This window comes from Aeromonas rivipollensis, assembly GCF_010974825.1.
In the GTDB taxonomy this organism is placed as follows: domain Bacteria; phylum Pseudomonadota; class Gammaproteobacteria; order Enterobacterales; family Aeromonadaceae; genus Aeromonas; species Aeromonas rivipollensis.
Genome location: NZ_JAAILA010000008.1, coordinates 100,453 through 114,733 on the forward strand (window position 1 = coordinate 100,453; position 14,281 = coordinate 114,733).

16 protein-coding genes are annotated in these 14,281 nt (G+C 63.1%); 10 read left to right on the plus strand and 6 right to left on the minus strand.

What is annotated here, in order from left to right:
• Positions 1-107 precede the first annotated feature (107 nt).
• Both G4923_RS05710 and G4923_RS05715 read left to right on the plus strand, forming a co-directional pair.
• Positions 108-1,835, plus strand: coding sequence for a potassium/proton antiporter (locus G4923_RS05710; RefSeq protein ID WP_163136011.1), 1,728 nt, complete (start codon positions 108-110; stop codon positions 1,833-1,835).
• An 89-nt stretch (positions 1,836-1,924) separates the two neighbouring features.
• Positions 1,925-3,028, plus strand: a complete 1,104-nt coding sequence (locus tag G4923_RS05715; protein WP_106887434.1) for a beta-N-acetylglucosaminidase domain-containing protein — start codon at positions 1,925-1,927, stop codon at positions 3,026-3,028.
• A 74-nt stretch (positions 3,029-3,102) separates the two neighbouring features.
• Here the strand turns inward: G4923_RS05715 and G4923_RS05720 are convergent, their stop codons facing one another.
• Positions 3,103-3,735 (minus strand): LysE family translocator, encoded by a 633-nt coding sequence (locus G4923_RS05720; RefSeq protein ID WP_106887435.1) that lies wholly within the window; start codon positions 3,733-3,735, stop codon positions 3,103-3,105.
• 163 nt (positions 3,736-3,898) lie between these two features.
• Here G4923_RS05720 and G4923_RS05725 point away from each other — a divergent pair, with 163 nt between their 5' ends.
• The 3 genes from G4923_RS05725 (at position 3,899) to G4923_RS05735 (ending at position 6,540) form a co-directional block, all read left to right on the plus strand.
• The gene (locus G4923_RS05725) at positions 3,899-5,521 is read left to right on the plus strand and encodes a methyl-accepting chemotaxis protein (RefSeq protein WP_163136013.1); all 1,623 of its coding nucleotides are present in this window, start codon (positions 3,899-3,901) and stop codon (positions 5,519-5,521) included.
• Between the two features lie 160 nt (positions 5,522-5,681).
• Positions 5,682-6,212 (plus strand): DUF1523 family protein, encoded by a 531-nt coding sequence (locus tag G4923_RS05730; protein WP_106887437.1) that lies wholly within the window; start codon positions 5,682-5,684, stop codon positions 6,210-6,212.
• A gap of 31 nt (positions 6,213-6,243) precedes the next feature.
• Positions 6,244-6,540, plus strand: coding sequence for a winged helix-turn-helix domain-containing protein (locus G4923_RS05735; protein ID WP_106887438.1), 297 nt, complete (start codon positions 6,244-6,246; stop codon positions 6,538-6,540).
• Between the two features lie 73 nt (positions 6,541-6,613).
• Here G4923_RS05735 and G4923_RS05740 read toward each other — a convergent pair whose 3' ends face one another.
• The gene (locus G4923_RS05740) at positions 6,614-7,084 is read right to left on the minus strand and encodes a hypothetical protein (protein WP_111911189.1); all 471 of its coding nucleotides are present in this window, start codon (positions 7,082-7,084) and stop codon (positions 6,614-6,616) included.
• Positions 7,085-7,113: 29 nt separating this feature from the next.
• On the minus strand, positions 7,114-8,049 hold the full coding sequence (rihA, locus tag G4923_RS05745) for a pyrimidine-specific ribonucleoside hydrolase RihA (RefSeq protein ID WP_163136015.1): 936 nt from the start codon (positions 8,047-8,049) through the stop codon (positions 7,114-7,116).
• Between the two features lie 208 nt (positions 8,050-8,257).
• Here rihA and G4923_RS05750 point away from each other — a divergent pair, with 208 nt between their 5' ends.
• A complete protein-coding gene (locus G4923_RS05750) occupies positions 8,258-8,989 on the plus strand; it encodes an RluA family pseudouridine synthase (RefSeq protein ID WP_163136017.1) in 732 nt (243 codons plus the stop codon).
• 97 nt (positions 8,990-9,086) lie between these two features.
• On the opposite strand, the gene udp is transcribed toward G4923_RS05750, so the two are convergent.
• On the minus strand, positions 9,087-9,842 hold the full coding sequence (gene udp / locus G4923_RS05755; RefSeq protein WP_111911183.1) for a uridine phosphorylase: 756 nt from the start codon (positions 9,840-9,842) through the stop codon (positions 9,087-9,089).
• Between the two features lie 392 nt (positions 9,843-10,234).
• On the opposite strand from udp, the gene yiaY reads away from it, so the two are divergent.
• The 3 genes from yiaY (at position 10,235) to G4923_RS05770 (ending at position 12,621) form a co-directional block, all read left to right on the plus strand.
• Positions 10,235-11,386: an L-threonine dehydrogenase gene (gene yiaY, locus G4923_RS05760; protein ID WP_163136020.1), complete on the plus strand. Its 1,152-nt coding sequence runs from the start codon at positions 10,235-10,237 to the stop codon at positions 11,384-11,386.
• A 133-nt stretch (positions 11,387-11,519) separates the two neighbouring features.
• Positions 11,520-11,858 carry an outer membrane protein assembly factor BamE gene (locus G4923_RS05765; RefSeq protein ID WP_005325779.1) on the plus strand — a complete coding sequence of 113 codons (339 nt, stop codon included), beginning with the start codon at positions 11,520-11,522 and terminating at the stop codon, positions 11,856-11,858.
• A gap of 127 nt (positions 11,859-11,985) precedes the next feature.
• Positions 11,986-12,621 (plus strand): NAD(P)H-binding protein, encoded by a 636-nt coding sequence (locus G4923_RS05770; RefSeq protein ID WP_163136022.1) that lies wholly within the window; start codon positions 11,986-11,988, stop codon positions 12,619-12,621.
• 87 nt (positions 12,622-12,708) lie between these two features.
• Here G4923_RS05770 and G4923_RS05775 read toward each other — a convergent pair whose 3' ends face one another.
• On the minus strand, positions 12,709-13,068 hold the full coding sequence (locus G4923_RS05775; RefSeq protein ID WP_106887445.1) for an RnfH family protein: 360 nt from the start codon (positions 13,066-13,068) through the stop codon (positions 12,709-12,711).
• On the minus strand, positions 13,061-13,495 hold the full coding sequence (locus G4923_RS05780; protein ID WP_043133123.1) for an SRPBCC family protein: 435 nt from the start codon (positions 13,493-13,495) through the stop codon (positions 13,061-13,063). Before G4923_RS05780 ends, G4923_RS05775 begins: the two co-directional genes overlap by 8 nt.
• A gap of 249 nt (positions 13,496-13,744) precedes the next feature.
• Here G4923_RS05780 and smpB point away from each other — a divergent pair, with 249 nt between their 5' ends.
• The gene (smpB, locus tag G4923_RS05785; protein ID WP_025326288.1) at positions 13,745-14,233 is read left to right on the plus strand and encodes an SsrA-binding protein SmpB; all 489 of its coding nucleotides are present in this window, start codon (positions 13,745-13,747) and stop codon (positions 14,231-14,233) included.
• The last annotated feature ends 48 nt before the right edge of the window (positions 14,234-14,281 follow it).

Genomic DNA, 14,281 nt, shown 5'->3' on the forward strand with positions numbered 1-14,281 from the left:
CACAACAACCGTAAAAAACTGCAAATCGATGCACAATTAAGCCACACAAAGGGGTGCAATCTGCATATAATGTGCCTGTTTTGCCGCCCGCCATAAGGAGTTCGCCATTGGATGCCACCACCATCAACAGTTTCTTTTTTATCGGTGCCTTGTTGGTGGGAGCCAGTGTCCTGTTAAGTGCGCTCTCGTCCCGGGTCGGCATCCCCATCCTGGTCATCTTCCTCGCCGTCGGCATGCTGGCCGGTGAGGATGGTCCCGGCGGCATCCACTTCGCCGACTACTCTGTCGCCTACCTGGTGGGCAACCTGGCGCTCGCCATCATCCTGCTGGATGGCGGCATGCGCACCCGGGTCTCCTCCTTTCGGGTCGCACTCTGGCCTGCCCTGTCGCTGGCCACCGTCGGGGTGGCCATCACCACAGGCCTGACCGGTCTGGCCGCCGCCTGGCTGTTTGACCTCAACCTGATGCAGGGGATGCTGATCGGCGCCATCGTCGGCTCCACCGATGCGGCGGCTGTCTTCTCCCTGCTCGGCGGGCGCAGCCTCAACGAGCGGGTCAGCGCCACCCTGGAGATAGAGTCCGGCAGCAACGATCCCATGGCGGTCTTTCTCACCGTCACCCTGATAGAGGTGCTGGCCAGCGCCCAGCAGGGGCTGGACGCCGGCTTCCTGCTGCTGCAACTCATCAAGCAGTTTGGCCTCGGCGCCGGCATAGGCCTGGCGGGGGGCTGGCTGCTGTGGCGGCTCATCAACACGGCCCGCCTGGCCCCAGGGCTCTATCCGCTGCTCACGGTGAGCGGCGGCCTGCTGATCTTCGCCCTCACCACGGCGGTGGGGGGCAGCGGCATCCTCGCCATCTACCTCACCGGCCTCTTGCTCGGCAACCTCTCCCTGCGCAGCCGCAGCACCACCTTGTCGGTGCTGGACGGTCTGACCTGGCTCAGCCAGATCGGCATGTTCCTGGTGCTGGGGCTGCTCGCCACCCCGAGCAATCTGCTGCCCATCGCCGTGCCGGCGCTGGCCCTGGCCATGTGGATGATCCTCTTTGCCCGCCCGGTATCGGTCTGGATAGGCCTGCTGCCGTTCAAGAACTTCGCCCCCCGGGAGCGCTGGTTCATCTCCTGGGTCGGCCTGCGCGGCGCCGTGCCCATCATACTGGCGGTCTTCCCCATGATGGCGGGGCTGCCCAATGCCCAGCTCTACTTCAATGTCGCCTTCTTCGTGGTGCTGGTCTCCCTCATCCTGCAGGGCAGCTCGCTGCCGCTGGCCTCCAGGCTGGCGCGGGTCGAGGTGCCGGCGCCGCCGTCCCCCATCAACCGCTCCGGGCTCGAGATCGATCTCGACAGCCAGTGGGAGACCTTCGTCTATCGCCTGAGCGCCGAGAAGTGGTGCATAGGCTCGCCCCTGCGGGAGCTGCGCATGCCCCAGGGTACCCGCATCTGCGCCCTGTTCCGCGGCCAGGAGCTGCTGCACCCCTCGGGCAGTACCTGCCTGCAGTCGGATGACATCCTCTGCGTCATCGGCCACGAGCGGGACCTCCCCGCCCTCGGCCAACTGTTCAGCCAGGCGCCGGAGCAGGATCTGGGCCCGCGCTTCTTCGGTGACTTCCTGCTGGAGGCGACCGCCAGGCTGGTGGATCTCGCCCCGCTCTACGGGCTGGATGTGAGCGAGGTGGCGGATCAGACCCTGGGCGATTTCATTGCCCATCAGTTGGGCGATAATCTGGTAGTGGGTGACCACGTCGCCTGGCAGGGCCTGCTCTGGACAGTGGCGGAGATGGAAGAGGGTGAACCTCGCAAGATAGGGGTACGCTTCCTGGAAGAAGATCCGGTCTAGGACGCAAGCCGGACCCTGTTCAATACATATACTCGGCGCCCGTTCCCGCCAGGACGGTGAACCGGCGCCCGGCGAGAAGGGAGTGACCCATGCCTTATCAAACCCTGTTGTCTGGTCTCTATCCTCCCTCCCCCCGACTGGGGCTGATCGAGGGCTTCTTCGGCAAGGGCTGGAGCTGGGAGGCCCGTGCCCGCTATGCCCAGTGGCTGCCCCGCCATGGCTATGGCTTCTACCTCTACGCCCCCAAGGAAGACGGCTATCTGCGCAAGCACTGGGCCGAGCCCTGGCCGAGGGAGCAGCTCGACCACCTGCGCCAGCTGGCCCAGCAGTGCCGGGACAACGGCCTCGCCTTCGGTGTGGGGTTGAGCCCCATGGGCGCCCATCACGACTACGCGCACAAGCGCCCGGCCCTGCTCGAGAAGGTTCGCCTCATCGAGGAGGCGCTCAAGCCCGACATACTGGCGGTGCTGTTTGACGACATGAAGGGGGACACCCCGGATCTCGCCCACTGGCAGCTCACCATAGCCCACGACATCGCGGCCCACACCGGCGCCAGCCGTCTCATCTTCTGCCCCAGCTACTACTCGACGGATCCTGTGCTGGAGAAGGTGTTCGGCGCCATGCCCCCCCACTATCTGACGGATCTGGGCCAGGGGCTGGACAAGGGTTTTGACATCTTCTGGACAGGCCCCAGAGTCTGCTCCACCGACTACCCGGCTGCGCACCTCAAGCAGGCCGCCGACTGGCTGCACCGCAAGCCCTTCCTGTGGGACAACTACCCGGTCAACGACGGCAGCAAGGCGAGCAGCTTCCTGCACCTGCGTGCCTTCGAGAACCGCCCCGCCGAGCTGGCGGAGCTGACCGCTGGCCACGCGGTCAATCCCATGAAGCAGGCGGCGCTCTCCGTGCTGCCGCTCGCCACCCTGCCCATGAGTTACCGGCTCGGCCACCAGTACGATCCGGATCAGGCGCTGCACACCTCCCTCAACGCCACCTGCGGGCCGCAGATCTCCGCCATGATAGAGGCGGATCTGCCGCTGTTTCAGGACATAGGCCTGGCCCAGCTCACCCCGGAGCAGCTCACCCACCTCAAGCACCGCTACCTGCCGTTCCAGGATCAGAGCTGCGTGAACGAGATCCTGCGCTGGCTGGCGGGGGAGTATGTGTTCGATCCGGACTGCCTCACCGACTGACACCTCGCCGGACGCCCAATAAAAATGCCACCTCCCCTTCACCGGGGGAGGTGGCATTTTTCATTCCGATCGCCTCAGCCGAAGGCCAGCCAGACGCCGACAAACAGCATGAGCGAGCCGGCGATGCGGTTCATCAGGGTGACGTTGCCGCTCTTGGCGAGGAAGTGGCGCAGGGTGCGGCCACCGCTCGCGTAGAGCAGCAGGCAGGAGAATTCTATGACCAGGATGAGCACCACCAGAGCGCTGATCTGGGGTGCCATCGGCTTGGCCGCATTGATGAAGGGGGGCAGCAGGGAGACCATGAAGGCCCACCCCTTGGGATTGGCGATGGCGGTGACGAAACCCTGCAGCGCCAGGCCGAGCGGCTTGGTCTCCTGGCCGGCCGAGAGATCCGCCGGAATCGCCATCTTGCCCTTGGCTTGCCACATCTGGATGCCGAGCCAGACCAGATAGGCACCGCCCACGTACTTGAAGGCCGAGAACAGGGCCGGATAGTTGAGCATGACGGCCGCCACCCCGACCACGGAGAGCACAGAGACCAGGCCGACCCCGATGAGCTCCCCCCACATCATGTGCAGGGTGCGGCGCACCCCAAGGCTCATGCCCAGGGTCATCGCCAGTGTCATGCACATGCCGGGGGTCACGGAGACAAAGAAAAACGTGGGAATAAAGAGCGCCAAGATGGCGGGATCAATCCAGTCGGACACACTACACCTCCAGATAACAAGCAGTCGATCTTGCCTATCACACTCTTTTAACACAAGAAAAACCTTTGCGTTCGGCACGGATTTCACCTTAAAAACCCTGTGACAATAGTTGTCGCGCCTGTGTAAGATGCCGCCTCACTCCTCTTTTGGGTTAGGATCTTTCATGTCTTTGAATAATCTGTCCATTCGTCTGCAAGTTCTCATTCCACTACTGCTCGCCAGCCTGCTGATGCTGCTCATGGCCGTGATCAGCAAGCAGGAGATAGACGGTGCCATCAAGGACATGAACGACACCACCACCAGCGTCACCCGCCACAAGGATGACATCGCCGCCCTGATCCACGCCACCTACCGGCTGCGCACCAATGCCATCTACGGCCTCTACGATCAGGCCCGCTTCGCCGAGCTGCCCGGCACGCTCAATGCCGCCGAGCAGGAGATAAGCGGCCTCTTGTCCCGGCTGGTGATCCCCGGTGCCGAGCAGGACAACAGCCAGGTGGCGGCGGCCCTGCAGGCCTATCTCGGCCACACCCGCAGCAACATGCTGCCACTGCTGACCCAGCAGTACAGAGACGGGACCAAGCCCGCCGGCTATGAGCAATCCAGGCTGCGTTTTCGCGAACTGGGGGAGCAGTTGATCAAGCAGATTGACACCCTCTCTGCCCACATCAACCAGCTGATCCAGCAGGAGATAGCCCTGGAACAGGCCCACTACCAGGCCACCCTGCTGCAGACCCTGCTGCTGATGGCCGCCACCCTGGTCGCGGCACTCTGCGGCGGCTGGTGGCTATCCGGTCGCATCGTCCAGCCCATAGGCCAGTTGCAGGAGGTGATGCACGCCGTCGCCCTCGGTCGCTTCAACGTGCGCGCCAAAGCCGAAGGCAACAACGAGCTGGGCCAGCTGGCCAAGGACATCAACCAGACCCTGAGCCAGCTTGGCAGCACTATCCAGGCCCTGACCGGCATCAGCGGCAACGTGGCCTCCGCCGCCACCGAGCTGGCCGCCGTCATGACCCAGTCCGAGGCCAATGCCCAGCAGCAGCGCAGCGAGACCGAGCAGGTGGCCTCCGCCGTCACCGAGCTGGCCAGCACAGCCGACAACGTCAACCACAATGCCGCCCTGGCCGATGAGCTGGCGCGAGAGGCCAACAGCCGGGTCGAGCAGGGGCTGGCCCTGTTTGCCGAGAGCATCCAGGCCAACGGCCGCATGGCGGGCAGCCTGGAGAACGCCGCTACTGTGGTGGCGCGGCTCAAGTCCCAATCCGAGCAGATCGGCAAGGTGATAGAGGTGATTCAGAGCATCTCGGAGCAGACCAACCTGCTGGCGCTCAACGCCGCCATCGAGGCCGCCCGCGCTGGTGAAACCGGCCGTGGTTTTGCGGTGGTGGCCGACGAGGTACGCCTGCTGGCGGCGCGGACCCAGGACTCCACCAAGGAGATCCAGGCCATCATAGAGCAGTTGCAGAGCCAGTCCCTGTCGGCCAACAGCGGCGTACAGGAGACCCTGGAGATCCTCGGCCACAACCAGCGTCTCTCCGCCGAGGTGCAAGACCTGCTGGGAGGCATCACGGAGGCGGTCAACCAGATCAATGGCGCCAATGCCCAGGTGGCCACCGCCGCCGAGGAGCAGTCCTGCGTCACTGCCGACATCAGCCGCAACATCACCAACATCCACGAGATAGTGAACCAGAACGTGGCCGGCATCACCCAGAGCGCCGCCGCCAGTCACGAACTGTCACAGCTCGCCGAGCAGCAGCGCAGGCAGCTCGCCCAGTTCCAGCTGTAATCCTCCTCCTTCTCTTTGGCAGACCCCGGGCCCGGCACCGGGGTCTGTCCCCTCCCGTTTAAAACGGCTTTTTGCCCACAAGGCGCCATTAGGGGCTGGGCTGCATCCACAAATATGGGTATGGTAGAGGCACGTCATTCCCCCTCACCCAGAGAACACCATGAGCCTGAAGTTCAAGAAACCCGCCTTTATCGCTTTGGGGCTCATCGCCCTCGTGTCCGCCACCTGGCTCGATTTCTATCTGCCGGAACACACCATTGCCACCATCACAGGGGTCGAGGTGAAGCGCACCGACAAGGATGGTCCCATCAGCCAGAAGAACCCGGCCGACGGCCCCATCACCGACGTCTATTACATCTACACCGAGCGTCCCGGCGAGAAGATCCGGGTGTTCCGCAATGAAGATACCGGCTGGGGCTGGCCCTTCTACTTCAAGTTCAATGCCGCCGACGTCCAGGCCAAGGCCAAGTCCATGGAGTTCGAGAAGCGCCTGGCCATCATCACCTCCTACGGCTGGCGGGTGAACATGTTCTCCCTCTTCCCCAACGTCACCAAGATAGAGAGCACCCAGCCCGATGCCTCCACCTGGAGCTTCTTCCGCTGGTTCTGGTTCGGTGTCTGGGCGCTGGTGATGGGCAAGGCCGCCATCGCCACCTGGCGCTACTTCGACCGTCTCGAGGACGAGATATGAGGGGCGCACCGGCATCTGGCGGAGACGGGCAATGACGGAACCGAGCAAGACCCGCACCAGCTTCTACCGGCGGCTCTACGTGGCCCATCTGATAAGCCAGGGCACGGACACAGTGCCCGCCATCATGGCCGCCACCGGCATGCCGCGCCGCACCGCCCAGGACACCCTGAGTGCCCTGGCCGAACTCGACATCAGCTGCGCCTTCGAGCAGACCGAGGGAGCCCGCCACCTGCAGGGCCACTATCGCATCAGCGACTGGGGCCCCATCAATCCTGACTGGATCAAGGCTCAGCTGCCGGTCATCAAGCAGACCCTGGGTTATCCCTGAGGGCGAGCTGGCAATCGATAAATAGAGAGGGGAGCCCAGGCTCCCCTCTCTATTTATCTGCAGGATGCGCCCCCTATTCCGGGAAGGGCTCCTCCGGCAGCGGATCCGCCGACTCCCCCTTGGTGCAGTCGATGATGGAGCGCTTGGGGTTGCCCGGGTCACGCAGCAGCAGGGGGGCCTCCCCCCTGTCGTGTTTCTGCTCGTCGGCAAACTCGCTGCCGTAAGCGTTGTGGGTCAGCCTGCGCGCATTGGCGATGGGGGTATCCACAAACAGGGCGTGCACCTCGAAGGTCGAGGCCGGGATCAGAAATCCCGTGATGGGCAGGCCATGAAGCTCCTGGTGGGTCTTGTACCAGGCGAAGCCATCTGACGTCTTGTCGGGGGTGAAGGTCTTGAGCAGCGGGTGGGACGGCTCACCGCTCTCGCTGTCCAGGTAGAGATCGTCCAGATCGCAGGTCGCCAGCCCCTGCCACATCCTCTCGAAGGGGGTGGCACAGGCCGTCAATTGCATACATGTCAGCAGTGCCAACGTCCCTTTCCACATGCCCAACCCCTTATTCGATGTCCGAGTTCTTAGTCAAATGCCCTTAGACGCCCCACCAGCAGATCGATGAAGCCGACCCTGTCCAGCCCCAGCAACACCCGCGCATTGGCCGGCCTGCCGGTGAGCCCGTAGCGATCCACTACCGTCATGCCGGTAGTATGGGTGCCTCCGGTTTCGATATCGACCCGGCACTCTACCCCATGGAACAGCGTGGGTGCCAGCAACCAGGCGATGGTACAGGGGTCATGGAGCGGCGCGCCAGCAAATCCCCACTTGGGATCCCTGTGGTAGATCATGAAGAAATCGAGCAGGTCCGCCACGCACTGGGCCACCGGGTTGGGGATGGCGCGCACCCGCGCTATATCCTCGTCCATCACCTGGGCCTCGTGAGTCACATCCAGCCCGCACATTGTGATGGGAATACCGGCGTTGAACACCATATCGGCTGCTTCCGGGTCCACATAAATATTGAATTCAGCCGCCGGGGTCCAGTTGCCCGCTCCCGCCGCACCGCCCATCAAGACGATGCGAGCAATCTTGGGCTTGAGCTCGGGGTGGGCCGCCAGCAGCAGGGCAACGTTGGTGAGGGGGCCGGTCGGCACCAGGGTGACCGGCTCCGGGCTCTCGCGCAGGCACTTGACCATCAATTCGAGGCCCGTCATGGCCTGGGGCGCAAAGGCGGGATCCGGCAGTGTGGGGCCGTCGAGACCCGATTCGCCGTGAACGTTGTCGGCGATAATGAGCTCGCGCATCAGGGGTTTGGGCGCCCCCGCCGCCACCGGAATGTCGTGGCGACCGAGCAGGGTGAGGATGCGCAGGGCGTTGTTGAGGGTCTTGTCCGGGGTCTGGTTGCCCGCGCTGGTGGTCACCGCCAGCACCTTGAGCTCTGGGCTCGCCAGCGCCAGTATGAGGGCGATGGCATCATCGTGGCCGGGATCGCAATCGAGAATAACGGGCAACGCCATGGAGAGGCTCCTTACGACATGACAGGGAGCCATACCTTAGCAAGCCAGCGCCGAATGAACTCGGGAAGGGGTCACAAAACGGGGCCTTCCTGCATTATCAATCACTTGCCACCAGACCCGCCGGGCAGGCACTGGCCAGTTCGTCCCGATTCGCCCCGCGCCGCCGCTTGGAGTATGATCGCCCCCCGTTTCCAGCCCGCAGCCGCCCATGTCCGCCATCGTCGACACCTTTATCGCCCCCCCTTGCAGTGCCGCCATCGAGATCCTGTTCGAGGATGAACACCTGCTGCTCATCAACAAGCCGAGCGGCCTGCTGAGCCTCTCGGGCAAGAACCCGCAGAACCTCGACTCTGTCCACCATCGGCTGGTGCAGGATTACCCTGGCTGCACCCTGGTGCACCGCCTCGACTTTGGCACCTCGGGGATCATGGTGGTGGCCAGAGACAAGGGCATCAACGGGATGCTGTGCCAGCAGTTCAGCCAACGGGCGGTGGGCAAGGCCTATGACGCCCTGCTGTGCGGCCATCTGGCGGACGATGAGGGGGTGATCGACGCCCCCATCGCCAAGGATCCGGCGATCTTTCCCCTGATGAAGATCTGCGCCAGCGGCAAGCCCGCCCGCTCCCGCTATCGGGTGGTGGAGCGACTGGTGTACGAGGGCGTTGGGGGCGAGCCCTTGCCATTGACCCGGGTCAGCCTGGTGCCTGAGACGGGCCGCACCCATCAGCTGCGCATCCACAGCCAGCTGCTGGGTCACCCCATACTCGGCTGCGATCTCTACGGCGGTCTGCTGTTGCCGGGCTGTGAGCAGGCGCCAAGGCTGATGCTGCACGCCAGCGCGCTGGATTTCGTGCATCCGGTGAGTGGGGAGCCGATGCAAATCAGATGTGAGACGCCCTTTGAGGAGGTGCTTGAGGCAATGACGGGGCAAAAAGCGTAACGCGGAGAAGGGGAAAGTGAGAACAGCGGCAAACGGCGGATAAAGATAGGGGCCGCGCTTTCGCAACGGCCCCCACCCCCCACTCGTGGTGGTGCTATCAGATCAGCTTGCGGGCGGCGCCCAGCACGATCTTGATGGCATCAGATTCGGTTCTCGCCATGGTTTCGGCGTTCGGGATTTCCTGCTGGGTACGGTTCACGATGACACCGGCCACCATGCCGGCGCGCAGGCCCTGGCTGGAGCACATGGTCAGCAGGGTTGCAGATTCCATCTCGTAGTTCAGCACGCCCATGGCTTGCCACTCTTTCATGGAACCCTGGAAACGGCTCACTACGCGGCCGGATACGGTGTCATAACGCTCCTGACCCGGGTAGAAGGTGTCGGAAGAGGCAGTCACACCCACGTGCAGCTTGGAACCCATCTCCTTGGCGGTGTTGACCAGCGCAGTGGTGCAGTCGAAGTCTGCCACGGCCGGGAACTCCATGGGTGCGAAGTGCAGGCTGGCACCGTCGAGGCGCACAGAGCCGGTGGTGACGATGACGTCGCCCACGTTCAGGTGCGGCTGGATGGCACCAGTGGTGCCGATGCGCAGGAAGGTATTGATACCCAGCTGGGCCAGCTCTTCCACCGCGATGGAGGTGGACGGGCCGCCGATACCGGTGGAGCAGATGATCACGGCCTTGCCGTCCATCTCGCCGCGCCAGGTAGTGAACTCACGATGGCTGGCCAGGTGCACAGGGTTGTCCAACAGCTCTGCGATGCGCTTCACGCGCTCGGGGTCACCGGGAACGATCGCCAGGGTGGCGCCTTGCAGATCCGCTTTCTTCAAACCCAAGTGAAATACATCAGACATAGTGGACTCCTGGTTGCATCCCGCCGCCTCGCAGCCGAGCGCAGTTAAGGTGATTCTTTATGGTATTTTCGAGCCTGTTTCCCTCCATTGGGGAAGGCGCCAACTATGGTCGAAAGCGCTTTCCAATTCCTTGACGCGCTTCACACTTCCGCGCATCCACGGCCCTAAAAAACCGGCAAAACGTTTGCTAACCTGATGAATTTCTTGAAAAACGTTTTTATACCGAACAAGAGGCAAGGGCCCTTGTCAATCCCCGCCTGGCCCCGGTTTTTCGGTACGTGATCGAGTCCATAAAGTTGCCAATCAGATACCATTGACCCCTTTTCATCCCCTCTGGCGCTGTTATGTTGAGGCCCGTATACCACTTAATGGCTAATCATACGGAGTCCACCATGGCGACATTTAAGTTCTACATTCCCGCGGTCAACCTGATGGGGGCGGGCTGCCTGCAAGAGGCGGCGGCCGACATCCAGGGTCATGGCTTTCGCAAGGCGCTGATCGTCACCGACAAGATCCTCAACCAGATAGGCGTGGTCGCCAGGCTCACCGCCCTGCTGGCAGAACATGGCATTGAAAGCGTGGTTTTCGACGAAACCAAGCCGAACCCCACCATGACCAACGTCGAATCCGGTCTGGCCATGATCAAGGCCCATGGCTGCGACTGCGTCATCTCGCTGGGGGGCGGCTCCCCCCATGACTGCGCCAAGGGCATCGCCCTGGTGGCCACCAACGGGGGCAGCATCCAGGATTATGAAGGGGTGGACTGCTCCGCCAGGCCGCAGCTGCCGCTTATCGCCATCAACACCACAGCCGGTACCGCCTCCGAGATGACCCGTTTTTGCATCATCACCGACGAGGCGCGCCAGGTGAAGATGGCCATCATCGACAAGCATGTCACCCCGCTGATGTCGGTCAACGATCCCGAGCTGATGCTGGCCAAGCCGGCCGGTCTCACCGCCGCCACCGGCATGGACGCCCTGACCCACGCCATCGAGGCCTATGTCTCCACCGCCGCCACCCCGGTGACCGATGCCAGTGCCGTGATGGCAATTCAGCTTATCGCCAAACACCTGCGCACCGCCGTCAACCTGGGGGACGACCTGCACGCCCGCGAGCAGATGGCCTATGCCCAGTTCCTGGCCGGCATGGCGTTCAACAACGCCAGCCTCGGCTATGTGCACGCCATGGCCCATCAGCTCGGCGGTTTCTATGACCTGCCCCACGGGGTCTGCAACGCCGTGCTGCTGCCCCACGTTCAGGCGTTCAACGCTCAGGTGAGCGCGGCTCGCCTGAAGGATGTAGCCCGCCACATGGGGGTGGACGTGAACGCCATGAGCGACGCGCAGGGGGCCGAGGCGGCCATCGCCGCCATCAAGCAGCTGGCGCTGGATGTGAAGATCCCGGCCGGGCTGGAGCAGCTCGGCGTCAAGGCCGATGATTTCGACCTGCTGGCCAGCAACGCCCTGAAAGATGCCTGCGGCTTCACCAACCCCAAGCAGGCAAGCCACGAAGAGATAGTCGCCATCTTTCGCGCCGCCATGTGACGGAGCGATTATGTGTCAGGGCCGCCACGCGGCCCTTTTTATTGGCAGGAGGATCAATGGCTTTTTACTTCCGCACGGGGAGTGGGTATGATTTGCCGAGCTAAAAAGACTGTATGGATGATCTGAACCCGATATGCGGATGAAACACCTGATTGCCGCGGCCCTGACCGCCCTCACCCTGTCCGGTTGCAGCCTGGTCTATCGCATCGATATTCCTCAGGGCAACTATGTGGAACAAAAGCAGGTCGACAAGCTGCGCCAGGGCATGACCCGCGAGCAGGTCGAGTTCGTGCTGGGTTCTCCCATGCTGCGCGACGGCTTTGACCCCAACACCTGGTACTATCTCTATGAGTTCCAGCCAGGTCGTGGTGACAAGGAGCGCAAGGAGCTGACCCTGAACTTCGTGGGTGACAGACTCGCCACCGCCACGGGTGACTTCCCCCTCCCCGCCGCCTTCACGACCCCGCTCTGATAGCATCATAAAACCGGCCAAGGCCGGTTTTCTCTTGTCTGGCATCCGATCGGGTTTCACAGGGGCGCACTCCCTGAACCATGATCAAGGAGGTCAACACCCCTCGTCATCCCCTCAAGGAGATCACATGAGCCAGATCCTGATCGCCGGGGCAACCGGTCTGGTCGGCCAGGCCCTCATCCGTCAGCTAGGCCCCGAGCACCAGCTGACCCTGCTCTGCCGCCAGCCGGGCGAGGCTGCCCCCAATCGGCACTGGCTGCCGGTGAACTTCGAACGCCTCGACGAGGTGGCGCTGCCCAACGCCGTCGACATGGCCTTCTGCTGCCTCGGCACCACCCGCAAGGACGCCGGCTCCGATGGGGCGTTTCGCCGGGTCGATCACGACTATGTGCTGGCCTTTGCCGCCCTCGCCCGCCGCCACGGCTGCCGGCGTCTGCTGGTCGTCTCCAGCCTGGGAGCCAACCCCGGCTCCCCCGCCCTCTATCCGCGCACCAAGGGCGAGATGGAGCAGGCCTTGCTGGCGCAGGCGTGGCAGCGGCTCGTCATACTGCGCCCCGCCATGCTGCTCGGCCACCGCCAACCCCCGCGCAGATCCGAGCAGATAGTTCAGGCCATCTATCCCTGGATAAAACCCCTGCTGCAGGGGCCCCTCAGGCGCTGGCGGGCCATAGCGGCGAGCCAGGTGGCCCACGCCATGACGGTGCTCGCCGACCAGGCTCAGGGGGTCGAGATAGTGCAGAACGAGCGATTGCTCACCCTGTAAGGCCCGGGCCAGTGCAGCCCCTGTGGTAAAACACCCAATAGAAAAGAGGCGCCATGGCGCCTCTTTTCATTGCTCGGTCTCCACGCATCAGGTCGATTCGCCGTCGTCCCGCTTGCGGTGCACATCGGGGCGCCCGCCGGTGACCACGTCGGCCCGTCCCTCTTCCTTGGCCTTCTCCGCCCGCTTCTTGCGCATCTCCTTGGGATCGGCGATGAGGGGGCGGTAGATCTCGATGCGATCCCCATCCTGCACCGGCTCGCTTCCCTTGACCGGACGGCTGTAGATGCCGAACTTGTTGACCGAGAGATCGATCTCCGGGTGCTTCTGCACTATGCCGGACTGCTCGATGGCAGCCAGCACGCTGGTGCCCGGGGCCACCCGGATGCACAACACGGTTTGCCGCTCGGGCAGGGCATAGGCCACTTCGACATTGAGCAGATCAGACACCGTAGACCACCTTGGCGCGGTTGGAGAAGGCGAGCACCATGGAGCCCACCAGGTCGCGGAAGATCTGGCCAAAGGCCAGCTCGATCAGCTTGGAGGTAAATTCAAAGTCGAGATCGAACTCCACCTTGCAGGCATCCACATCCAGCGGCGTGAAGGTCCACCAGCCCGCCAGCTTGCTGAAGGGGCCCTCCACCAGCTCCATCTTGATGGCGCGGTTGGCATCGAGCAGGTTGCGGGTGGTAAAGGTCTTGGCGATGCCTGCCTTGGCCACATCCACCGAGGCCATCATGTAGTCCTCACCCGTCTCGTGAACGCGGCTGCCGACACAACCGGGCAGAAACTCGGGATAAGCGTGAACATCATTGACCAGACGGAACATCTGTTCCGCACTGAACATCACCAGGGCACTGCGAGTAATACGGGGCATGGGCTTTCCTCATCCAATCGGGCCGATTTTATCACCTTGCCAGCCAAAATCACCGCCGAAACTGCGCAGCGGGCCGCCACGCGTGCAATTGCCCCCTTTGCAGCCCCTGATGACCAGCTTGAGATCACCTTGCCGGCCAAAAACATCACCGAACTGCTCACAAAGCCGCCACTCGAGTGGTTGCGCGTTTTACAGCCGCCGCCACCCACGTATAATGCGCCTTCCTAAACATTGCCGAAGGCCCCCGTCATGAGCAAAAAGAACAGTAAAAACAAAGCCGGGTCCAGCACCATTGCACTCAACAGAACCGCCCGTCACGAGTACTTCATCGAAGAGCGCGTGGAAGCCGGTCTGTCCCTGCAAGGGTGGGAAGTCAAATCCCTGCGGGCGGGCAAGGCCAACATCAGCGAAGCCTATGTCATCTTCCTGCAGGGCGAAGCCTTCCTGTTCGGCTCCAGCTTCCTGCCGCTGAACGCCGCCTCCAGCCACGTGGTGTGTGACCCGACTCGCACCCGCAAACTGCTGCTGAGCCGCCGTGAACTCGACAAGCTCGAGAGCCTGACCGCCCGCCAGGGCTATACCATAGTGCCGCTGGCGCTGTACTGGAAAGAGTGCTGGGTCAAGGTCGAGATCGGCCTGGTGAAGGGCAAGAAAGAACACGACAAGCGGGAAGACACCAAGGCCCGGGAATGGGACCGGGAGAAGGCCCGCATCATGAAGAACAAGAACCGCGGTTGATTGTGCGTCGCCAGCTCCCGTGGGGCGACCAATAAACCAGCAATCGAC